Source organism: Rhizobium aethiopicum (genome assembly GCF_014197535.1).
Lineage (GTDB): Bacteria > Pseudomonadota > Alphaproteobacteria > Rhizobiales > Rhizobiaceae > Rhizobium > Rhizobium aethiopicum_A.
The window spans coordinates 286,119-307,739 of sequence record NZ_JACIFV010000004.1 but is presented as its reverse complement, the minus strand read 5'-3'; the positions used below and the strand labels follow the sequence as shown (position 1 = coordinate 307,739).

Below are 21,621 nucleotides of genomic sequence, written 5' to 3'. Positions count from 1 at the left end.
AGGAGCGTGATTCATGCTTGCTTCTCTTCAGCGGAATGCCACAAATTGCGGCAATCGGCACGTAAATTAGCGAGAAAAATGATTATATCCCGTTACCAATGAAAAAGGCCGGATCTCCCATAGCGGAAATCCGGCCTGTTTTCGAGATTGTCGCGCAGATCAATGCGGCTGCGGTTCGAGACCGGCTTCGGGCTCATCACCCTTGGTGGCAGGCCGCACGCCGGCCTTCGGAACGGCCGATCCACGGCTCGGCGGCGAATCGTCGCCGAGATCGCGGGAAGGCTTCTCGCCGCGGATCAGGGCCTTGATCTCCTCACCGGTCAAGGTCTCGTATTCGAGCAGGCCTTCGGCGAGGGCGACGAATTCGTCGTGCTTTTCCGTCAGGATCGTTCGGGCCTGCGTGTAGGCTTCGTCGATCAGGCGGCGCACTTCGTTGTCGATCTTCTGCGCGGTCGCCTCCGAAACATTCTTCGACTGCGAAACCGAGTGGCCGAGGAAGACTTCCTGCTGATTCTCGCCATAGGCGACCTGACCAAGCTGGTCGGAGAAGCCCCATTGCGTCACCATGGCGCGGGCAAGCTTGGTGGCCTGCTCGATGTCCGAGGAGGCACCCGATGTGATGTTCTCCTTGCCGAAGGTAAGTTCTTCGGCGACGCGGCCGCCCATCATGATGCAGAGGCGTGAAACCATCCACTTGTAGCTCATCGAGTAGCGGTCGCCCTCGGGAAGCTGCATGACCATGCCGAGTGCACGGCCGCGCGGAATGATCGTCGCCTTGTGCAGCGGATCGGCAACGGCGACGTTGAGCGCGGTGATGGCGTGGCCGGCCTCGTGATAGGCGGTGAGCTTCTTCTCCGCTTCGGTCATTGCCGAGGAACGGCGCTCGGCGCCCATCATGATCTTGTCCTTGGCGTCCTCGAACTCCTGCATGGTGACGACGCGCTTGTTGCGGCGGGCAGCCATGAGAGCGGCTTCGTTGACGAGGTTCATCAGATCGGCGCCGGAGAACCCGGGCGTGCCGCGGGCGAGAACCTTGAGATCGACGTTCGGGGCCAGCGGAACGTTGCGGGCATGCACCTTGAGGATGCGCTCACGGCCGACGATATCGGGGTTCGGCACCACGACCTGCCGGTCGAAACGGCCGGGACGCAGCAATGCGGGATCGAGAACGTCAGGGCGGTTGGTGGCGGCGATCAGGATCACGCCCTCATTCGCCTCGAAGCCATCCATTTCGACCAGCAACTGGTTCAGCGTCTGCTCGCGTTCGTCATTGCCGCCGCCGAGACCGGCGCCGCGATGGCGGCCGACGGCATCGATTTCGTCGATGAAGATGATGCAGGGCGCATTCTTCTTCGCCTGCTCGAACATATCGCGCACACGGCTTGCACCGACACCGACGAACATTTCGACGAAGTCGGAACCGGAAATGGTGAAGAAGGGCACGTTGGCTTCGCCGGCGACCGAGCGGGCGAGCAGCGTCTTACCGGTGCCCGGAGGGCCGACCAGTAGCACACCGCGCGGGATCTTGCCGCCGAGACGCTGGAACTTCTGCGGATCACGCAGGAATTCGACGATTTCCTCGAGATCCTGCTTGGCCTCGTCGACGCCCGCGACGTCTTCAAAGGTCACGCGGCCATGCGCTTCCGTCAGCAGCTTGGCCTTGGACTTGCCGAAACCCATCGCGCCGCGGGAGCCGCCCTGCATCTGCCGCATGAAAAACAGCCAGACGCCGAGAATGAGAAGCATCGGCAACAGCGTGCCGAGATAGCTCAAAAAACCCGAAGAACCATCCGTTTCTGGACGGGCGGAAACCAGCACATTCTTCTGCTGCAGGCGATCGAGCAGGCTGTCGTCGATGACAGGCGAATAGGTCTGGAAGGTGGAGCCATTTTCAACATAGCTTCCGGAGACACGGTTGCCCGTGACCACGACTTCCTTCACACGACCCGCATCAACCTCACGCAGAAACTGCGAATAAGGGATATCGCGGGAGCCCGTCTGCGCCGGCGCCGTCTGAAACATGCTGAAAAGGGCGATCAGCAGAAGCGCGATGATCGCCCACAATGCGAAATTACGTAAGTTAGGGTTCATTGAACTCCCCAGCACTGCAACAGCCGCCTCATGGCGACCGTCTTATTAGGTTCTAACATAGGGTTGCGCCGCGCTATTGCCAAGGCAATCCCCCAAGTCAGATGGTTTTTCCGTCAATACTTCTTAAAGGCGGTCCCGCATAGGGCGCCTTCGCGAAAACCGCCGATAGCCTGTCGGCAAAGATGAAATCAAATCGTGTCAAAAAGCGGTCGAAGGGTGCGAAATAGGGCACCAGTTCAACCATTGAAGCGGATTCTGGAGATAAATAGGCTCCATCTGAGGATAAGGCAGGCGCCGACGCGATTGCGCGTTTCCATGCCGCCTTCGGCAGGTGCCCAAAATGACGCTCCCTCATTCCTGTGCTTGTCACAGGAATCCAGCCACCGCGCGTCCGCGCGGTGAATGACTCCATGTGCGGCGGAAGAGAGTCTTCCGCGCCCAAGGACTTGGGCGCGCTGGATTCCTGTGACAAGCACAGGAATGAGGGAGAGTGGGTAGCGGCGGATTCGATTGCAATCGAGATCGCTGACCCATTGCGCACCTGAAATCTCCCGTCCCAAACCCCAGCCTCCCCCGGCCGCAATACCAGCGGCACCATCCCCCGGTTTTCCCGTGCCAGATAAAGCCCGTCGCGCCTGAGATCGAACACCACTCTGCCGGCGGTCATCCGTCCCGACCCGCTGCCGGCGGCGAATGCGAGAATACGGTCCATTTGCACGCTGCCCGGCACGAACGGCTGCCCGCCGAACACCGCCGTCAGACGGCCGAGCGTATAGTCGAGGACCGCACGGTCCTGCCGCAATCCCTCGGGCATCACCTGCCCAAGCACGCCGCCGTGAAGCTGGAAATGAGGATCCAGCCATTCGGCGGCTCGAGACGACAGAGCGAGCCGCTCTTCCCAGGCTGCGCGAATATCCGTCTCCGCCGCAGGATCGGCAGATAGCTGCCGGCGCATCCGCACACGCTCGTATTTGATATCCTCATTGCTCGGATCGTCGATCCACCGCACGCCCCCCGCCCGCAGGAAAGCGCGGATATCCGGGCGTGTGGAAAATAGAAATGGGCGCAAAATCCAGAATCGCCGGTCGAAAAGCACGGCATCGGCAATACCGGTCGAAACCTGCTCCGTTCGCATGCCACGCATTGCAAGCGTTTCGCGCTGGTCGTCCAGCGTATGACCGGTGACGATGAGATTGGCGTCGAGCGCTTCGGCTGCCTCGGCCAGAAGGCCGTAACGGGCCTCACGGGCCGCGGCCATGATGCCGGTTTTCGGCTTTTCGCCCTGCCATCTAGCGATCATATGGTGAATGCCGAGGGATGCACAGAGAGCTGCGACCTCTCGCGCCTCGTCTGCGGAGCCGGCGCGCAACGCGTGGTCGATGGTCGCGGCACAAAGGGAAATTCCAGGATGGGGCGCGGCCTTTATGGCTTCATCGAGGAGGAGAAGCAGGCCGGTGGAATCGCTGCCGCCCGAGATCGCGACGAGAATACGCGCAGGACTTCGAAGCGCTGCGAGAAACTGGCGGATCGCCTGTTGAGGCGATGCGGCTTCCGGAGACATTCCGGGAGACCTCAGCAGGCGAGGCGTTTCTGTTCGCTCGCAACCTTGCTTATGACGGCGCGTGACGCCTTCGGGTAACGCTTCGAGACTTCACGCAGGGTCGCGCAGGCCGTCTCTTTATTGTCGAGGGCCGCAAGCGACATGCCGAGCTTCAGCAGCATTTCCGGCGCCTTTTCCGAACTGCCGTATTTCTGATGCGCGTTGAGGAAAGTCTTGGCCGCCTCATTGTATTTGCCCTGCGAATAGAGCGCTTCGCCGAGCCAGAAATTGGCGTCCGCCGCCCGTGCACTGCTCGGGTAACGAGCGATGTACTGGTTGAACTCCTGCTCGGCCGTGCCGTAATCGCCTGACAGCACGTGGCCGTAGGCTGACTTGTACTGATCCGACTCGCCCCCGAGCGAGGCCGTCTGCTGCGGCGTGCCGCTGTTGGCATTGGGAATCGGGCCGGAGCCGATGGTGGCGTTTTTATCGACGCTTCCGCCAATCGCATTGCCGTTCTGATCGAAGTCGATGGAGCCGAGCTGCTTCGGCGGCTGGCCGAGGCCGGTATTATCAGGCACATCGGTGGAGGGAGCCGTTTCGGCCCCCTGCGGTGCTTGGATCACCCTGGCGACGTCGTCGCTGCCGGACGCTGCCGGCGCAGCATCCGTCTCGCTCTTCTTGACGGGAGCCTTGGCGCCGCCGCCGGCACCGGTTTTTTCGAGTTGCTGGAAGCGGAATTCATTGTCTTCCTGCTGCTTGCGGATCGTCTCCTGCATCTGCAGGAGCTGAAAGCTCATCTCCTCGATCCGGCCGTTCAACTGCCGCATCTGTTCTTCGAGCTGCTGCACGCGGATTTCCGCGTCTCCGCTCTGCACCTTGACGACGGGCGGGGCCGGCTGCTGCTCCGCGGATCGGCCGCCGAGATGCAGCCCGAAGAACGAGGCCGAATAGGCCGCTCGTTCGCTCCCGGTCATAGCCGCCAGGCACAGCATGCCTGCCACGACAAGTTTCTTCATATGTATCGTCCTGTCCCAGTGATTCTTCGCGCCTTGAGGCGCGAACAGGAGATTTTTCCAATTGCTGTCAAAAAGCAACGGAGTCTGGCCAAAGTGTGGTCAAAAAGAAAAGGCGGCCCCGGATGGGACCGCCTTCGTAAAATCCATTAAAGCTTGAATTACATGCCGGCGCCGCCGAGCACGGTGACTGCACGGCGGTTCTGCGACCAGCAGGAAATATCGTCGCAGACGGCGACCGGCCGTTCCTTGCCGTAGGAGATCGTCTTCATGCGCTGTGCCGGAACGCCGCGGGAAGCGAGATAGTCCTTGGTAGCAGCAGCGCGACGGGCGCCGAGGGCGAGGTTATATTCGCGGGTGCCGCGCTCGTCGGCATGGCCTTCAACGGTGATCTGATAGTTCGGGTAACGACCGAGCCACTGTGCCTGACGGTCGAGCGTCTGAGCGGCATCGGCGCGGATCGACGTGGAGTCGGTGTCAAAGAAGATGCGGTCACCGACATTGACCGTGAAGTCCTGAGTCGAGCCCGGCGTCGCGGCGCCTGCGCCGAGACCCATGTCGCCGGCGCTGTTCGGCATGCCGCCGTTCTTCTTGTTGGCGCAACCCGCAAGCGCGAGACCGGCGACAAGCGCGATCATGACGGGGTTGCGGGCGAAATTCTGCATACGGCTAAGTGCCGGGGTATGAATTCGGCTCATGGCCGGTCTCCTTGCGAGTTCATCAGGGTTTCCGGACAGTAACCGCACTCGGTTAACCGCCCCTCAAAGATTATGGTTAACAATTTACTGATTTGTCCCGTAGTCGCCCGGTTTCCACGACTTTGAGGCGACATGAAGGCATTGCTGCACCCGCTACTCCAGCAGCGGCGACCAGGCCGGGTCGGAAGCATAGCTCGGCGTCTTGACCAGCTGCTCGTTATAACCGGTCAGATCGATCGAATAGAGCTGCGGACCACCCGCGCCTGCCGCCTGGCGGAAGAACATCAGCACACGGCCGTTCGGCGCCCAGGTCGGGCCTTCATTGTGGAAGCCGGACGTCAGGATGCGCTCACCCGAGCCATCCGGCTTCATCACGCCGATCGAGAACTTGCCGCCGGACTGTTTGGTGAAGGCGATGAGATCGCCGCGCGGCGACCAAACCGGCGTCGAATAGGAGCCGTCGCCGAAGGAAATGCGGGTCTGGCCGGAACCGTCGGCGTTCATCACGTAGATCTGCGGCTTGCCGCCACGGTCGCTTTCGAAGCTGACGCGCGCACCATCGGGCGAATAGGAGGGCGAGGTGTCGATCGCCGCCGTCGAGGTCAGCCGCGTCGTCGTGCGCGAGCGCAAGTCCATCGTATAGATGTTGGAATTGCCCTCCTGCTGCAGGCTCATGATCACCTTCTGGCCATCCGGCGAAAAGCGCGGCGAGAAGGTCATGCCGGGGAAGTTGCCGACGACTTCGCGCTGGCCGGTTTCGAGCTGCAGCAGATAGACGCGCGGCTGCTGGTTGGCGAAGGACATGTAGGTGACTTCCTGCCGGCTCGGCGAAAAGCGCGGCGTCAGCACGAGGTCGCTGCCATCGGTCAGCGTCCGCACGTTGAAACCGTCCTGGTCCATGATCGCCAGCTGACGCTTGCGCTGCTGCTTGGTGCCGGATTCGGAGACGAAGACGACGCGGGTGTCGAAATAACCCTCTTCACCGGTGATCTGCTTGTAGATCGCGTCCGCGATGATGTGGGCCACACGGCGCCAATTCTCCGGCTGCGTATAGAACTGCTGGCCGGTCATCTGCTGGCCGGCGAAGGGATCCCAGAGACGGAATTCGGCGCGAAGGCGTCCATCGGCCTCCTGCGTCACACGGCCGGTGACCAGCGCCTGGGCGTTGATGACCTTCCAATCCTCGAACCGCGGCGCGGCATCGGGATTGGAAATCTTCTCTATGAAGGCACTCTTGTTGATCGGCGCGAAGAGGCCGGAACGCTGCAGGTCGGCTGCGATGACCTGCGAAACCTGCGCGCCCATATCGCCCTGCAGGAAGTCCGTCACCGCAATCGGCATCGGCTGGACATTACCTTTTCGAAGATCGAGGGTGACCAACGCGTTCGCCGGCGTTGTAAAGATTGCGACCCCAATCAGGCCGGCAATGACCATCAGAGCGCGGATGAGGGAACACTTGACCATATCAAACAAGCCTTTCAGCATCTTATTGGATAAGAGCGCTGGTGTCGAAATTAAAGACAACTTCCTTCCAGACATCGTATTTATCTTTCGGAAGCATCGTAAAAGGAGCTGCGCGACGAACTGCGCGGAGGCCGTCATCGGTGAGACTTTTCTGCGCACGCTCACTGCCACCGGTGACCTGCACATCAGGGTTGCCTACGATCTGCCCGTCTCTGGTTAGCTTTATGTGGATCGTCAAACGCACGCCGCCGATGTCTTTCAGGCGGCTGTGAATGAAGAATTGACGTTCGATCGCGTCTCGCACCGCCTTAACTTCAGCCACGCTGAGAACCGGCGAATTTGCATCGCTTCGGCGATCAGCCGTCTCTGAATTTGCATCGAAGGGAAATGCGAGGCCAAGGATCGCCCCTGTCAGCACCGCGTATATCCCGAAAGACTTCGCGAAATTGAATGGATTCCTCAACATTTAAATTCCCATATCGCTGGGATTAAAGTTAAGGACCACCTCGTTCCAAACGTCATACTTGTCCATCGGAAGCGTCGTGCGGAACGAGGGAGCAGATTTCATCACGGCGCGGTAAGCGCCACTTTCCAGCGCACGACGCGTCGAATCGGTGCTGCTTCCGCCGGAAGACTCGATCTCGGGCTGACCGATAATGTTTCCATCTTTGTCGAGCTTGAAATGCACCTTGATGACCATGCCGGAAAGGCCTTCCATTCCGGGAGTGACAAGCCAGTTACCCTCGATCAAACCCTTTAGCGCGTCTTCTTCGCTTTGGCTGAGCTTCGAGCCGTTATTGCTCTTCTTCGCACCGAGCGATGCCTCCTGCGTCGAGCGCTTTGCACCGCCGGCGGAAGGGTCGGTCTTGTTCAGCAAGGCCGAAATCTCGTCCGCATTGAAATCGCTCTTCATCGAGGAGGCTGATTTCGCCACTTCCTGCTTCTTGTCAGCCTTCTTCTTGTCCGTCGGCGCTTCCGCAGCCTTCGGTTGGTCCGGTGTCTTTTCCGGCGGCTTTTCGGCCGTCTTCTGTGGCTCCGGCGGCTTTACCTGCGGCTTGACGACCGGCGTCGGCACCTTGTCCGGCAAGGCTTCCGCATCCGGCTTCGGCGGCTCTTCGGGCTTCGCCTGTTCTTCCGGCGGCTTTTCCTCCGGCTTCGGCGGCGTCACTTCGACGGGCTTCGGCGGCGGAATGGAGGCGACTTCCTTCGGTTGTTCGACCTCGGTCTCTTCCTTGTTGACCTCCTTGACGTCGTTCGGCTTGGGATCGATCGTCGGCAGTGGCTTCTCGCTCGAATTCGCCGCTGCAGCTTCGCTGTTGCTGGGCTTGGCGTTCGGCACCGGTGGCGTCTTCAGGTCGGCATTGTTGTCACCGGCATTCTCGGCCGGCTGCGCGATCGGCGGCCGAGTCGTCGGCACGGGGGCGGACGTCTCCTTCTTCGGAGCCTTCTTGTCGCCCTGCTGCATCTGGGTGATGGATTCCACCGGCACGAGATCGACCGGCATCGCCTCGAAATCCTCGACCTTGAAGGATTCCGGCGCGCCGAGCGACACCATCGCCCAGGTAAGCACCAGGCAATGCAGAACAGCAGATGTGACGACGCTGGCCTTCATTTTGAGCGCTATTGGTCCTTCTTCTGCTGCGTCACGAGGCCGATATTCTTGAAGCCGGCCCCCTGGATGCGAGCCATGACGTCGGCGATGACACCATAGGGCGCCGTCGCGTCGCCGCGCACGAAGATGCGTTCGTTATAGCCGGTGGTGGCGATCGCCTCGAGCTTGGCGGCGATCTCGGCTGCCGGGATCGGCGTTTCCTGCAGGAACACCTCGCCGTCGTTCTTGACCGAAATCGTGATCGGCTGCGTCTCGGAATTCAGCGCCTTGGCTTGCGTTTCCGGCAGGTCGATCGGCACGCCGACAGTCATCATTGGAGCCGCGACCATGAAGATGATCAAAAGCACGAGCATGACGTCGACGAGCGGCGTCACGTTGATTTCGGAAATCACGGCCTTGTTCCGACCGCCGCGACGGCGGCGTCCGCCGCCCCCGCCGCCATTGCCTCCAACAGCCATACCCATGTCAGAATACTCCGTTGGTTACTGAGCGGCAGCGCGCGGCTGCAGCTTCTCGTCGATCTGGCGCGAAAGTATGGCGGAGAATTCGTCCGCAAAACCTTCCATGCGGGCCGAGAGCTTGCCGGCATCGGCAGAGAATTTGTTGTAGGCGATAACAGCCGGAATAGCGGCGACGAGGCCGATCGCGGTGGCGAGCAGCGCTTCGGCGATACCGGGCGCGACGACCGCGAGATTGGTCGACTTCGAGCCGGCGATCGCCTGGAACGAAGTCATGATACCGACAACCGTGCCGAAGAGACCGATGAACGGACCGGCCGAACCGATGGTCGCAAGCGATCCCAAACGGGCGCCGAGATATTCGGTTTCACGGGCAAGCGTCACGTCCATTGCGCGGTCGATACGCATCTGCAGGCCGATCGGCGAGCGGGCACCGCGTTCGAAGGATTTTTTCCACTCGCGCATGGCCGCGACGAAAATCGACGCCAGCCCGGTATTGTTGCGTTCCGACAGTGAGCGGTAAAGCTCTTCCAGCGACTGGCCCGACCAGAAAACCTGTTCGAACTTGTCGAACTGGCGTCGCGCGCGGCCATAGGCCAGGTATTTGTCGATGACGATCGCCCACGTCCAGACCGAGGCCGCGATGAGCCCGAGCATGACGAGCTTGACGACGATGCCGGCCTGCATGAATAGCGACCAGAGGCTGACGTCCGTCGTGGCTGCTGCCAATCCTACTTGTTCCATTGATCCAAAATCCCCGAATCCAAACGCCCGGCGCTGGACCGGGCGGCACAAAATGATCTCGCAAGAAGTGTCCGGCGACCGCCGCCCAAAGCCCTGGTCAAGCTTCCAAGCTCTTCTTCCGCCTTCTTGCCGTCAAATTTGGTCAAAGGAAGGCGTGCACCGCACAAACTCCGACTTTCCTAGTAAGACACTATTATGGTTAATAGATCGTTAGTGCCGGACTGTGACAGCAAGCCTGTGTTCGGAAGATTTTGTTCCGTGGATTACTTGACCGGAGCATGGTCCGGCTGCCGAAAGAGCGCTTATCCTGCGGCGCGGGAATTCCTTCACATAAAGCTCAAGTTTTGACAAGGCCTGATTCGGAACTACAGAGGCTGGCTGCCTTCCAGGAATTTTGCCGCCAGCGTTTCCGGCAGCCGCCGTGGCCGCCCCTTGGCATTGATGACGGCGATGATCACCCTGGCTGCAATCAGCAGGGTTTCGCCTGAGCGAATCTGCTGGTTGAGCACCATCTTGGCGCCTCCGGCCTTTTCCGTATGCGTCAGGATCGTCAGCACGTCATCCATGCGCGCGGGGCTCTTGAAATCGATCTCCATGCGGTGGACGACGAAGACGAGGCCTTCCTCGTCGGCGCTGACGAGTTCGCGTTGCTCGACACCGAGGCAGCGCAGATAATCGGTACGGCCACGCTCGAGGAAGTGCAGGTAGCGGGCGTGATAGACCAGGCCGGAGAAATCCGTATCTTCATAATAGACCCGCTGGACGAGGCGGTGTCCGGCCTCCGTCAGCTCTCCCGAAATGGAAAAAGGGCGTTCCGTCATAATTTTCTCCAAAGTGAGGTGCCCTCTTTGGCGCAACGCTTCGCGGCAGGCAAGCATTGAATGCGCCGCCGGCAGGCATTGAATGATTGTCATAATTCCTAACTATTCCCGATAATAAGCGACCGATCAGGAGACGATGCGATGAAGATTGCGGTTATGGGCGGAGACGGTTTCATTGGTTGGCCCACATCGCTCCATCTTTCCGATGCCGGTCACGACGTCCATATTCTCGACAACCTCTCGCGCCGCTGGATCGACACCGAACTCGGCGTTCAGTCGCTCACTCCGATGGATTCGATCCAGGAGCGCACGCGCATCTGGCATGCCGAAACAGGACGCCGCATCCACTTCAACCTGATCGATCTCGCCAAGGATTACGAACTTCTGAAGAAATGGCTTTCGGAACACCGGCCGGATGCCATCATCCATTTCGCCGAACAGCGCGCCGCGCCCTATTCGATGAAGAGCGACCGCCACAAGAACTACACGGTCAACAACAATGTCAGCGCCACGCACAACCTCCTGAACGCGCTGACCGAGCTCAATCTCGACGCCCACCTCATCCATCTCGGCACCATGGGCGTCTATGGCTACTCGACGGTCGGCGCCGCTATCCCCGAAGGTTATCTGCCGGTCGGCATCGAGACCGCGGGCGGCGAAACGGTCAGCCAGGAGATTCTCTACCCCTCCAATCCGGGCTCGATCTACCACATGACCAAATGCCTGGATCAGCTTCTCTTCCAGTTCTACGCCAAGAATGACGGCCTGCGGATCACCGACCTGCATCAGGGCATCGTCTGGGGAACGCATACCGAGCAGACGCGCCGCCACGCGCAGCTGATCAACCGTTTCGATTATGACGGCGATTACGGCACGGTGCTGAACCGTTTCCTCATTCAGGCGGCGATCGGTTATCCGCTGACGGTGCATGGCACCGGCGGCCAGACCCGCGCCTTCATCCACATCCAGGATTCGGTGCGCTGTATCGAGCTGGCGCTGAAGAACCCGCCCGCCCGCGGCGCCCGCGTCGAGATCTTCAATCAAATGACGGAAACCCACCGGGTGCGCGACCTCGCCGAGATGATCGCCGGGATAAGCGGCGCCAAGATTACCTGGCTGCCGAACCCGCGCAAGGAGGCCGCCGAAAACGAGCTGATCGTCCGGAACGAAAAGTTCCTCGACCTTGGCCTCGAACCGACCACGCTGGAAGCCGGGCTGCTGGGCGAGATCGTCGACGTGGCGAAGAAATTCGCTTATCGCGTCGACCGCTCCCGCGTGCCGGCCGTCTCCGCCTGGACCAAGGACATTGCCGCGACGATTGATCACGATCCGGAAGGCAAGCGGTTGAAATCGGTGTCGTGAGCGCTGAGACATGACGAACACGAGGAAGTCCTGGGCTTGCTCCCTCTTCTCCCCAGCGGGGAGAAGGTGGCCCGAAGGGTCGGATGAGGGGGCCACACCGCACGCCATTCATTGCCCTTCGCTCGCGCTCAGTGCATTCGCTCCCCTCGTCGCTCACCCCCTCAACCGCCTGCCGGCACCTTCTCCCCGCTGGGGAGAAGAGACGTATGGCACGCGCCTTGCACCTCTCTTTGACCGGAGCAAGATTTATCGGAGCAGTCGAACCCGATGAATCGCCCACCCGCCTTCGCCTACGTCACCCTCATCACCAACGCCGACTACGCGATGGGCGCCACCGCCCTCGCCCGCTCCTTGCACCGCACCGGCACCGGCGCCGACATCGTCGTCCTCCACACCGGCGGCGTTGACGCAGCCGCTCTCGCCCCGCTCGAGACCCTCGACTGCCGCCTGATCCAGGTCGAGCACCTGCCGCTCTCCCATACCTTCAACGAGCGCCACGCCCGCGGCCATCTCCATTCCGCCGCCCCCTTCACCAAGGGCCGTAAGCCGGAGTTCCATTCGCCGCTCGACAATTTCTGCAAGCTCAGGCTCTGGCAGCTTGTGGAGTATGAGCGCTGTGTGTTCATCGACGCCGACGCCCTGGTGCTGAAGAACGTCGACAGGCTCTTCCTCTATCCGGAATTTTCCGCCGCTCCCAACGTCTATGAGAGTCTCGCCGATTTTCGCCGGATGAATTCCGGCGTCTTCGTCGCGACGCCCTCGCATGACACATTCCGGCGCATGCTGGAAAGCCTCGACAGGCCGGAGGCCTTCTGGCGACGCACCGACCAGACGTTTCTGGAGACGTTCTTCCCGGAATGGCACGGCCTGCCGGTCTATTACAACATGCTGCAATATGTATGGTTCACCATGCCGGAGCTTTGGGACTGGAAGAGCATTTCGATCGTGCACTACCAGTACGAAAAACCGTGGGAAAAGGATCATCCCAAGGCAAAACATCTACAACCCTTGATCGATCTATGGCACCGTATACACGAGAGCGGCGATATGCCGGAGATCACGGCGCTGAGAAATCCGGAAGGGACGGCATGAAAGTACTGGTATCCGGGGGAATGGGTCTCGTCGGCCGGTACGTCGTCGAGGAGCTGCTGGCCGCCGGCTATCAGGTGATTGTCGGCGGACGCCGCGCGCCGCTGCCGGGCTTCTTCTCCCGCCCGGTCGAGTTCGCAGCGCTCTCCCTCGATCCCGGCAAGGATCAGATCGACGTCTTCGACGACGCCTATTTCTTCGTTCATGCCGCCTTCAGCCATGTTCCCGGCAAATATCGCGGCGGCGAGGGCGACGATCCCAAGAGCTTCCGTAGATTGAACCTCGACGGCACCGTCCGGCTTTTCGAAGCGGCCAAACGCGCCGGCACGCGCCGTTGCGTCTTCCTGTCCAGCCGCGCTGCCTATGGCGACCACCCGCCGGAAACCGAGCTTGTCGAAACGATGCCGCCGAAGCCGGAGACGCTCTACGGCCAGATCAAATTCGACGCCGAAGGTGCGCTTACCCATCTCTCGGCACCGGGTTTTGCCGGGGTAAGCCTGAGGGCGACCGGTGTCTATGGCGATCTCACGCCGAACAAATGGGATCATCTCATCGCCGATTATCTCGCCGGCCGGCCTGTTGCTGCTCGCGCCGGGACGGAGGTTCATGGCCGCGACCTCGGCCGCGCGGTGCGGCTGATGCTGGAGACGGAAAGCACCCGCATCTCTGGCGAGGTCTTCAACATATCGGACATAACAGTCGACACGCAGGACATTCTCGCGCCTATCCGCCGTGAAACGAGCTGTCCTCACGCCTTGCCGTCCACCGCCGACAAGGCTGCCCTCAAGCCGATGAACACGGCGAAAATCCGTGCGCTCGGCTGGCTGCCAGGTGGAACTCCTCTGTTCGAGGAAACGATGCGGCGGCTGGCCGCCACGCTGCCGGTGCCGCCGCGACACGAATCTGCGCAGGATCGATAGGCATCCTCGTCCGACGATCGGCAACCGCAGATCGATACGACGTGAAACGGGCGCAGCCCTGTCGCAGCCGGCATTTGCATCGGGTCTCCAGCCGGCTATGCTCGGTCGAACCTCTCAATCCGGCAGATCGAATGACCGCAAAAGAACTGAAAGCGCAGTTGCGCAACGAACGGCTGTCCGCCCGCGACGCCATCGCTCCCGAAGAGCGCATCTCCAAAAGCCTCGCAATGGCCGATCACGCCGGCGAGGCGGTCGCCTTCGAGCCAGGCACCATCATCTCCGGCTTCCTGCCGATCCGGTCGGAGGCCGATCTCAGGCCGCTGATGGCGCGCTTTGCAGCACGCGGCGCGCGGCTCTGCGTGCCGGCGATCCTCGACAAGCAGACCATCGTCTTTCGCGAGCTGGCGGAAGGCGCACCGCTGATCGCAACCGGTTTCGGCACGGTCGGCCCCGCCGAGTACGCCGCCGTCCTCGATCCCGAGATCATGCTGGTGCCGCTTTCGGCCTTCGATGTCAGAGGCCATCGCATCGGCTACGGCGCCGGTCACTACGACCGCGCCATCAGCCGGCTCAGAGAGAAAGGCCTGCATCCCAAGCTGATCGGCATTGCATTCGACTGCCAGGAAGTGGCACATGTGCCCGACGAGCCGCATGACATAAGCCTGGATGCCATCCTGACAGAAAGCGGCCTTCGCTTTTTTGCCTCTTGGATTGGATAGGGAATGCGGCTGCTTTTTTTGGGTGACATGGTCGGCAAGACGGGACGCACGGCGGTCTGGGACCGCCTTCCCGGTCTCATCTCCGACCTCAGGCTCGATTTCGTCGTCGTCAACGGCGAGAATGCCGCCGGCGGTTTCGGCATTACCGAGGACATCTTTCTCGAAACGATCAATGCCGGCGCCGATGTGGTGACGACCGGCAATCACGTCTGGGACCAGAAGGAAGCCGTCGCCTTTGCCGGGCGGCATGATCAGTTCCTGCGGCCGTCCAATTATCCGCAAGGCACACCCGGCCGCGGCTCCGGCCTCTTCTATGCCCGGAACGGCGCGCGCGTGCTCGTCGCCAATGTCATGGGTCGCGTCTTCATGCATCCGGAACTCGACGACCCCTTCAAATCGGCGGAAGCGATTCTCGATGCCTGCCCGCTGAAGGAGCAGGCCGATGCGATCATCTTCGATTTCCATGCGGAAGCGACCAGCGAGAAGCAATGCTTCGGCCATTTCGTCGACGGCCGCGCCAGTTTCGTTGTCGGCACCCACACCCATGTGCCGACCGCCGATGCGCAGATCCTCAACGGCGGCACCGCCTATATGTCGGATGCCGGCATGTGCGGCGATTACGACTCCTCCCTCGGCATGGACAAGGAGGAGCCGCTCAACCGCTTCATCTCCAAGATGCCGAAGGGCCGCATGGAAGCGGCAAGCGGCCCGGCGACGATCTGCGGCGTTGGGGTGGAGATTTCTGATGCCACCGGACTGGCCGAAAAGATCGCGCCACTTCGGCTCGGGCCGCGTTTGGCGGAAACGGTGCCGGAGTTCTGGCGGTAATCCAGCCGCTCCAACACGCGAATGTGAGCATCGCTGCTCTGGACCGCTGCGACCTCATGACGCATCCTCCGCCGCTGAATGAAAGCGCCGGAGGGGGTGGCATGAAGCCGCATTATCTTATCCTCGCTGTCACATGCCTGGCGGCCTTCGCCGCATCAGATCCCGCAGAGGCACTGGAGCAGCGCCAGCGAGCCAGCCAATGCCACGCGATCGCCGAGAATATGCCCAGGGCGACCTTCGCCAGTTTCTCCGTCGCCGCGGCGCCGATGCCGGCCGTATCCGAAGGCGAGAATGTTAGATTCACCTATCTCGGCCATTCCACCTTCGAAATCGAGACACCCGGAGGCATCATCATCGCGACGGATTATAATGGCTGGTACAGGCCGGCGACGACCCCCGATGTCGTCACGATGAACAAGGCTCATACGACCCACTTCACCCTGACGCCTGAGCCCGACATCAAGCATGTGCTCCACGGCTGGAGCGACGTGCCGGGCGAGAAGGCCAGCATCAATCTCGTCGTCGGCGATGCCTATATCCGCAACGTCACGACGGATATCCGCTTCAGCTACGGCCTCGGCGGCTCGCAGGAGGATGGAAACTCGATTTTCATCTTCGAAATTGCCGGTCTCTGCATCGGCCATCTCGGCCATCTGCACTACGAGCTGACGGACACCCATTATACCGAAATCGGCCGCCTTGACGTCGTCATGGTTCCGGTCGACGGCGGCCTGACCATGGGCGCCGACAGCATGAGCCGCGTCATCAAGCGGCTGCGCTCGTCGCTGATCCTGCCGATGCATCGCCGCGGCCCACCGGTCAATGCTTTCGTCTCCATGTTTGGAAAGGACTTCGATATCGCTTACGCGCCTGATGACAGCCTCACCGTTTCCATGCGCACGCTTCCAAAGAAGCCGCTGATCTATGTGATGAAAGGCGTGCAGTAAAAAGCCCGGCGGGTCCTGCAAACCTTGCTGATCAAGCAAATTGCAGGTGGCGTTTGACGCCGACGTCGGGCATCTTCTCGTCGTCGAGATTGGCCTTGGCGATCTCCCAACCGAATTTCAGCGTGCTGCCTGTCGAAACCCAGATCTCGGCATCATCGACATGCAGCGAAAGCATGGTGAGTTTCGGGTCCTTCTTGCCGTTGTCATACCAGGCCGCCACGATCGAATTCCAATATTCCTCGATCTTGGAAGGGTCGGGGCGCACCTCGATGACGCCGGAAAGGCAGGCGTGATAGTCGTGATCCTTGCCGATGACGCAAAAATGCGCGCGGCTGCCGGGTTTGATGGCGCGCACGATGTCGGCGTCGGTCTTGGTGTAGAACCAGATCGTGTTGGTGGTGGGATCGGCATGCGGCGCCATCGGCTGCATGTGCATATCAAGCCCGGAAATTCCGAGCATGCCGGCATGAACGCCGTTGACCTGATCCCAAAGCTGACGTGCTGGTTGCTCCCGCGCCTCGCTGAGACTTGCCATGACCGTTCCTTTCCGCTGGATGGAGTTCGGTTGAAACGTCATCCCTTCGCCTTTGTTCCGAACTGCTTTTCCCTTGAAAGGCTGCCGTTTCGCTCTTATAAGGCGGCCCATTCCGAACAATGAGACGTGAACAGGGGTGCCATGGCTGGCCATTCACAGTTTAAAAACATCATGCACCGCAAGGGCCGTCAGGACGCCGTGCGGTCGAAAATGTTCTCCAAGCTTGCGCGCGAAATCACCGTGGCCGCCAAGGCCGGCCTGCCCGACCCGACAATGAACGCCCGTCTTCGCCTGGCGATCCAGAATGCCAAGGCCCAGTCCATGCCGAAGGACAACATCGACCGCGCCATCAAGAAGGCAGCCGGCGCCGACAGCGAAAATTATGACGAAGTGCGCTACGAGGGCTATGGTCCGGGCGGCACGGCGATCATCGTCGAAGCCCTGACCGACAACCGCAACCGCACTGCCTCCAACGTCCGCTCGATCTTCACCAAGGCCGGCGGCGCTCTCGGCGAAACCGGTTCTGTTTCCTTCTCGTTCGACCATGTCGGCGAAATCACCTACAAGCTTTCCGCAGGCGACGCCGACAACGTGATGGAAGCCGCAATCGAAGCCGGCGCCGATGACGTCGAGACCGACGAAGAAGGCCATTACATCACCTGCGCTTTCGAAGCCCTTGGCGAAGTATCGAAAGCTTTGGAAACGAGCCTCGGTGAAGCCGAAACCGTCAAGGCCGTCTGGCGCGCCCAGAACAACGTGCCGGTGGACGAGGAAAAGGCTCAGTCGCTGATGAAGCTCATCGACTCGCTTGAAGACGATGACGACGTGCAGAACGTCTATTCCAACTTCGAGGTCTCTGAAGAGGTTCTGGCGAAGCTTTCAGCTTGAGCCGCACTGCAAACCTGCGACATTATCCTCGGCCTTGTGCCGAGGATCTGCGCCGGCCTGATTAAGTATCTGAAAATAAACATTTCCCTTTCAAACAATTGCTGTGGTTAGATGCTCGGCACAAGGCCGAGCATGACGGTGGAGGCGTTGCCAACAAACGGAACCCGGCCTTGGCGCCGGGTTTTTCTGTCTCTGGCGACTGCTTGGAAAAATCTTAGGCGGCGGCCCGCGCGAAGTTTCCCAGCCCCGCGAACAGTTCCACCGACTTCAGCCGCGCCTCGATATCATGGATCGGCATCGAGATGATCACCTCGTCGGCCTCCGTTTCCCGGAGAAACTCCGTCAGCTTCGCCTCAGCCGTCGCCGGCGAACCTACCACGGCGTAGCGCAGTGTGTGTTCGACGTTCATCTTCTCCATCGGCGACCAGAAGCTCTCCATATCGGTGACAGGGCGCGGGAACGGCCCGCGGACATTGCGGCGCAGGTTGACGAACTGCTGCTGGGCGGAAGTGAAATGGTAGCGCGCCTCCTCGTCCGTCGCCGCCATCGCGCCCATGACGCCGACCATCACATAGGGCTTCTCGAGCGCCGCCGAGGGCTGGAAGCGGTCGCGATAAATCGCGATGGCGTCGAGCAGCATATCAGGGGCAAAATGCGAGGCGAAGGCATAGGGAAGCCCGAGCATCGCCGCAAGCTGGGCGCTGTAGAGGCTGGAGCCGAGCAGCCAGATCGGGATATGCGAACCATTGCCGGGCACCGCAAGGATCGCCTGGTTCTCGACCGGCGTGCCGAGAAGCTGCTGCAATTCCACCACGTCGTTCGGGAAACTGTTCGCGCCGGCCTCGATATTGCGCCGCAGCGCCTGTGCCGTGCGCATGTCCGTTCCCGGCGCCCGCCCGAGACCAAGATCGATGCGGCCGGGAAAAAGCGCTTCCAGCGTGCCGAACTGCTCGGCGATGACGAGCGGCGAATGGTTGGGCAGCATGATGCCGCCGGAACCGATGCGGATGCGTTTTGTCGCAGCCCCGACATGGCCGATGACCACGGCGGTTGCAGCACTGGCGATGCCCGGCATGCCGTGATGCTCGGCGAGCCAAAAGCGCTTGTAACCGAATTCTTCAGCCTTCTGAGCCATCCGCGCCGAGCTTTCGAGCGACTGGCGCACGGTGCTGCCTTCGGCGATAGGAGAAAGGTCGAGTATGGAGAAGGGAACCATGGAAACCTGCCGGCAGTTGAACGATGCCGTCTATGTAGGTTGGCGTCCGCCCATTCCAAACCGTACACCCAAACAAAAGGGCCGCGCGATGGCAGCCCTCGTCGAATATCGGAAGCGACGTCTCACCGGTGACGACGCAGCACATGCACCTCGGCGCTCGGTCTTTGATGCCCCTGCGGCAGCGTGAAATTGCCGAGTTGGCGGTCCATTTCCAGAGCTTCCGTCGCCAGCCGGTGGATCGCCGCCGTCGTCTCCTCGACCATTGAGGCGTTCTGCTGCGTCATCGCGTCGAGTTCGGCCACGGCGCTGTTGATCTCGCGCAGCGTAGTGGCTTCCTCGCGGGTCGACTCCATGATCTCGTTGATCTGTCCGTTGATCTCCTCGACATGGGCGCCGATGCCGGTCAGGGCAACGCCGGCCTTTTCGACGAGCGCGACACCGCTTTCGACCTCATGCGTCGATTTCTGCAGCAGGCTGGAGATCTCCTTTGCCGCGCTCGATGAGCGTTGGGCGAGCTCCCGGACTTCCATGGCGACCACGGCAAAGCCCTTGCCCGATTCCCCCGCACGCGCCGCTTCAACGCCGGCGTTGAGCGCCAGCAGGTTGGTCTGGAAGGCGATATCGTCGATGACCGATATGATGGTGTTGATCTGGCGCGAGGAGGTCTGGATCGCCTCCATCGCCGCGATCGTCTCGCGCATAATCTGGCTGGAGCCGGTCGTCTCCTTCTTGGCGTCGCGGGCGATGCGCTCGGCCTGTTCTGCCCTCTCGATCTGGCGGCGAACGGACTGGGTAATGGCGCTGATCGCATTCGCCGTCTCGGTGATCGAGCCGGCCTGACGTTCGGTGCGCCCGGCAAGCTCGTCGGCGCCAGTGCGCATCTCCTCGGAGCCGGCGCGCACCGCCATCGAGTTGCCGCCGATCGCCGTCATGGTTTCGCTGAGTGTGGCGAGCGCCTCGTTGAAATTGACACGCAGACTTTCGAGTTCGTTCGGGAAGCGAGTATCGATCTGATAGGAGAGATCGCCGCTCGCCAGATGATGCAGCCCCTCGTCAATCGCCTCGACCACCTGCTGCAGCGTCTTCGCCTCGGCCTCGCGCTCGGCGAGGTTCTGCTGACGGTCATGCTCGGCCTGCAGGCGCGTCTCTTCGCTGGCGGCTTCGAGTTCGCGGCTTTCGATCAGCGATTGGCGGAAACGGGCAAGCGCGTTGGCCATCGTGCCGATCTCGTCCTTTCGGTTCAGGCTGCCGATCTCGCTGTCGAGCTTGCCGTCGGCGACGTCGCGGGTGACACCGGCAAGCCGGGCCAGCGGCGAAAACAGGAAATTGGTGACGAGCCCGGTCGCGATGGCCATGACGACGAGCACGCCCATGCCGATCATCGTCAGCAAAGTGGCGATCTCGATCGAGCCGGCATTGAGCTCGCTGAGCAGCACGCTCTCGACCACCAGGAAGCGATCGCCGCGATAGTCGATGCCGCGGACATAGGCGCGGGCCGCGCCATCCGCCCGGTCGAAATCGGCCACGGTCATCGCGGAGCTGGCAAGCGCGTCCTTGATGAAGGTGAAGGGGGTGGCATCGAGCGTCGCAAGCTTGCCGCCGGCATCGAGAGCGATAGCGGAGCCATCGCCGGAGACGATCGCAGCCCGCGCGGTGCTGCCCTGGACGATGCCCTTGGCAAGGATGCTGGTGACGATGTCCTCACGCACCTTGAACAGGATGATACCCTTGGCCGCTCCGAGCTTGACGATGGGCACGGCATAGAAGATCGCGGGCTTGCCGCTTGCTGCATCGACGCGGAGGCCGGAGAAGCCCGTCGGCGCGGCGTCATCCGTCGCCTTGGCGGTATTCTCGATCGCCTTGGCGAATGCGATGCCGGCGCCCGCTGTCTTCCAGGCGTCCGACTTCAAGTTTTCGGCAAAGTCGTCGTCCTTCTTGTAGGAATAGAGCACGCTACCGTCGAGATCGGCGATCAGCAGATCGCTGAAAGCGGTGTTGTCGAGGTCGCGGGCAACTTCGCCCTGCGTCTGCTCATGATTCGAATAATAGAACCCGCTCGGCCCTTCCGGCTTCATCAGCTTCTCGCGCTGGTCGGCCGGGTTGGGATTGCCCGTGATGAAAACCTTCTTCAGCTCGGCGCGGGCATCCCCCGAAGTCTTCTGGATTGTCTTCCAGCCGCTCTTCAAGCTGGTGATCGACATCTGCAGCGCCTCGATGCGCGCGATGGAATTGGCTTGGTTCTCAAGCTGCGCCAGTTGGTCCTGCAACATGTCGCCACGGAAGATCAGCACGCTTTCCTTGGCCTTCAGCGCCTGCTCGTCGGATATGCGGCTGCTGGCAAAATAGGCAAGCACGTCGATGACCGCGATCGACAGCACGGTCATCAGGATGAAAGTGGCAATGACCTTGAAGGACAGGGACTGAAATCTCTGAGCCATATACAATGAACCCTTCTGAACGGCACCTGCCAGCCTGGGCACGCGGTGCATCCCCGGCCGGCTGACCTGTCAACAGAACATCGGGGACTTATTCTTGTGGAACGAAGCCCCTCGCACATTCGATGAACTAGAATTCAGACATCTCTTTTAATTCGCGGTAAATGCGCGCTCTAAAACCGAGGGTGTTTTCGGTTTGTTCACATATCGATGGCACTTATTTCGCAATCGCTATAGG

General features: G+C 61.1%; 20 protein-coding genes. 7 read left to right on the top strand and 13 right to left on the bottom strand.

The genetic code is table 11. The features are described 5' to 3' along the window. Nucleotides 1-159: 159 nt before the first annotated feature. The 10 genes from ftsH to ybgC all read right to left on the bottom strand — a co-directional run bounded on the left by ftsH (nucleotide 160) and on the right by ybgC (nucleotide 10,444). Nucleotides 160-2,091 carry an ATP-dependent zinc metalloprotease FtsH gene (gene ftsH / locus GGD53_RS08820; RefSeq protein ID WP_184455081.1) on the bottom strand — a complete coding sequence of 644 codons (1,932 nt, stop codon included), beginning with the start codon at nucleotides 2,089-2,091 and terminating at the stop codon, nucleotides 160-162. Between the two features lie 97 nt (nucleotides 2,092-2,188). Next, a complete protein-coding gene (gene tilS, locus GGD53_RS08815) occupies nucleotides 2,189-3,652 on the bottom strand; it encodes a tRNA lysidine(34) synthetase TilS (protein ID WP_184455080.1) in 1,464 nt (487 codons plus the stop codon). An 11-nt stretch (nucleotides 3,653-3,663) separates the two neighbouring features. Continuing rightward, a complete protein-coding gene (ybgF, locus tag GGD53_RS08810) occupies nucleotides 3,664-4,650 on the bottom strand; it encodes a tol-pal system protein YbgF (RefSeq protein WP_184455079.1) in 987 nt (328 codons plus the stop codon). 158 nt (nucleotides 4,651-4,808) lie between these two features. Continuing rightward, a complete protein-coding gene (pal, locus tag GGD53_RS08805) occupies nucleotides 4,809-5,345 on the bottom strand; it encodes a peptidoglycan-associated lipoprotein Pal (protein WP_064804779.1) in 537 nt (178 codons plus the stop codon). 153 nt (nucleotides 5,346-5,498) lie between these two features. Further along, nucleotides 5,499-6,809: a Tol-Pal system beta propeller repeat protein TolB gene (gene tolB / locus GGD53_RS08800; protein WP_184455078.1), complete on the bottom strand. Its 1,311-nt coding sequence runs from the start codon at nucleotides 6,807-6,809 to the stop codon at nucleotides 5,499-5,501. Nucleotides 6,810-6,831: 22 nt separating this feature from the next. Beyond that, nucleotides 6,832-7,275 (bottom strand): cell envelope integrity protein TolA, encoded by a 444-nt coding sequence (locus GGD53_RS08795; protein WP_184455077.1) that lies wholly within the window; start codon nucleotides 7,273-7,275, stop codon nucleotides 6,832-6,834. After that, nucleotides 7,276-8,421 carry a hypothetical protein gene (locus tag GGD53_RS08790; RefSeq protein WP_184455076.1) on the bottom strand — a complete coding sequence of 382 codons (1,146 nt, stop codon included), beginning with the start codon at nucleotides 8,419-8,421 and terminating at the stop codon, nucleotides 7,276-7,278. A gap of 8 nt (nucleotides 8,422-8,429) precedes the next feature. Further along, entirely contained in the window at nucleotides 8,430-8,885 is a 456-nt protein-coding gene (gene tolR, locus GGD53_RS08785) for a protein TolR (RefSeq protein ID WP_003566333.1), read from the bottom strand. An 18-nt stretch (nucleotides 8,886-8,903) separates the two neighbouring features. Next, a complete protein-coding gene (gene tolQ / locus GGD53_RS08780) occupies nucleotides 8,904-9,623 on the bottom strand; it encodes a protein TolQ (protein ID WP_004671617.1) in 720 nt (239 codons plus the stop codon). A 365-nt stretch (nucleotides 9,624-9,988) separates the two neighbouring features. Next, a complete protein-coding gene (gene ybgC, locus GGD53_RS08775; protein WP_184455075.1) occupies nucleotides 9,989-10,444 on the bottom strand; it encodes a tol-pal system-associated acyl-CoA thioesterase in 456 nt (151 codons plus the stop codon). A gap of 141 nt (nucleotides 10,445-10,585) precedes the next feature. Here ybgC and GGD53_RS08770 point away from each other — a divergent pair, with 141 nt between their 5' ends. The 6 genes from GGD53_RS08770 (at nucleotide 10,586) to GGD53_RS08745 (ending at nucleotide 16,309) form a co-directional block, all read left to right on the top strand. Further along, nucleotides 10,586-11,806 carry an NAD-dependent epimerase/dehydratase family protein gene (locus GGD53_RS08770; RefSeq protein WP_184455074.1) on the top strand — a complete coding sequence of 407 codons (1,221 nt, stop codon included), beginning with the start codon at nucleotides 10,586-10,588 and terminating at the stop codon, nucleotides 11,804-11,806. 267 nt (nucleotides 11,807-12,073) lie between these two features. After that, nucleotides 12,074-12,898: a glycosyltransferase gene (locus tag GGD53_RS08765; RefSeq protein WP_184455073.1), complete on the top strand. Its 825-nt coding sequence runs from the start codon at nucleotides 12,074-12,076 to the stop codon at nucleotides 12,896-12,898. Then, nucleotides 12,895-13,815 (top strand): NAD-dependent epimerase/dehydratase family protein, encoded by a 921-nt coding sequence (locus GGD53_RS08760; protein WP_184455072.1) that lies wholly within the window; start codon nucleotides 12,895-12,897, stop codon nucleotides 13,813-13,815. Before GGD53_RS08765 ends, GGD53_RS08760 begins: the two co-directional genes overlap by 4 nt. Nucleotides 13,816-13,946: 131 nt before the next feature. Then, entirely contained in the window at nucleotides 13,947-14,534 is a 588-nt protein-coding gene (locus GGD53_RS08755) for a 5-formyltetrahydrofolate cyclo-ligase (protein ID WP_184455071.1), read from the top strand. Nucleotides 14,535-14,537: 3 nt separating this feature from the next. Continuing rightward, the gene (locus tag GGD53_RS08750) at nucleotides 14,538-15,362 is read left to right on the top strand and encodes a TIGR00282 family metallophosphoesterase (protein ID WP_184455070.1); all 825 of its coding nucleotides are present in this window, start codon (nucleotides 14,538-14,540) and stop codon (nucleotides 15,360-15,362) included. A gap of 101 nt (nucleotides 15,363-15,463) precedes the next feature. After that, the gene (locus GGD53_RS08745; RefSeq protein ID WP_184455069.1) at nucleotides 15,464-16,309 is read left to right on the top strand and encodes an MBL fold metallo-hydrolase; all 846 of its coding nucleotides are present in this window, start codon (nucleotides 15,464-15,466) and stop codon (nucleotides 16,307-16,309) included. Between the two features lie 31 nt (nucleotides 16,310-16,340). Here GGD53_RS08745 and GGD53_RS08740 read toward each other — a convergent pair whose 3' ends face one another. Beyond that, entirely contained in the window at nucleotides 16,341-16,844 is a 504-nt protein-coding gene (locus GGD53_RS08740) for a pyridoxamine 5'-phosphate oxidase family protein (protein WP_184455068.1), read from the bottom strand. Between the two features lie 141 nt (nucleotides 16,845-16,985). On the opposite strand from GGD53_RS08740, the gene GGD53_RS08735 reads away from it, so the two are divergent. Next, nucleotides 16,986-17,732, top strand: a complete 747-nt coding sequence (locus GGD53_RS08735) for a YebC/PmpR family DNA-binding transcriptional regulator (RefSeq protein ID WP_184455067.1) — start codon at nucleotides 16,986-16,988, stop codon at nucleotides 17,730-17,732. Between the two features lie 214 nt (nucleotides 17,733-17,946). Here GGD53_RS08735 and GGD53_RS08730 read toward each other — a convergent pair whose 3' ends face one another. Both GGD53_RS08730 and GGD53_RS08725 read right to left on the bottom strand, forming a co-directional pair. After that, a complete protein-coding gene (locus GGD53_RS08730; protein ID WP_184455066.1) occupies nucleotides 17,947-18,948 on the bottom strand; it encodes an LLM class flavin-dependent oxidoreductase in 1,002 nt (333 codons plus the stop codon). 122 nt (nucleotides 18,949-19,070) lie between these two features. Beyond that, nucleotides 19,071-21,386 (bottom strand): methyl-accepting chemotaxis protein, encoded by a 2,316-nt coding sequence (locus GGD53_RS08725; RefSeq protein WP_184455065.1) that lies wholly within the window; start codon nucleotides 21,384-21,386, stop codon nucleotides 19,071-19,073. Nucleotides 21,387-21,621: the final 235 nt, after the last annotated feature.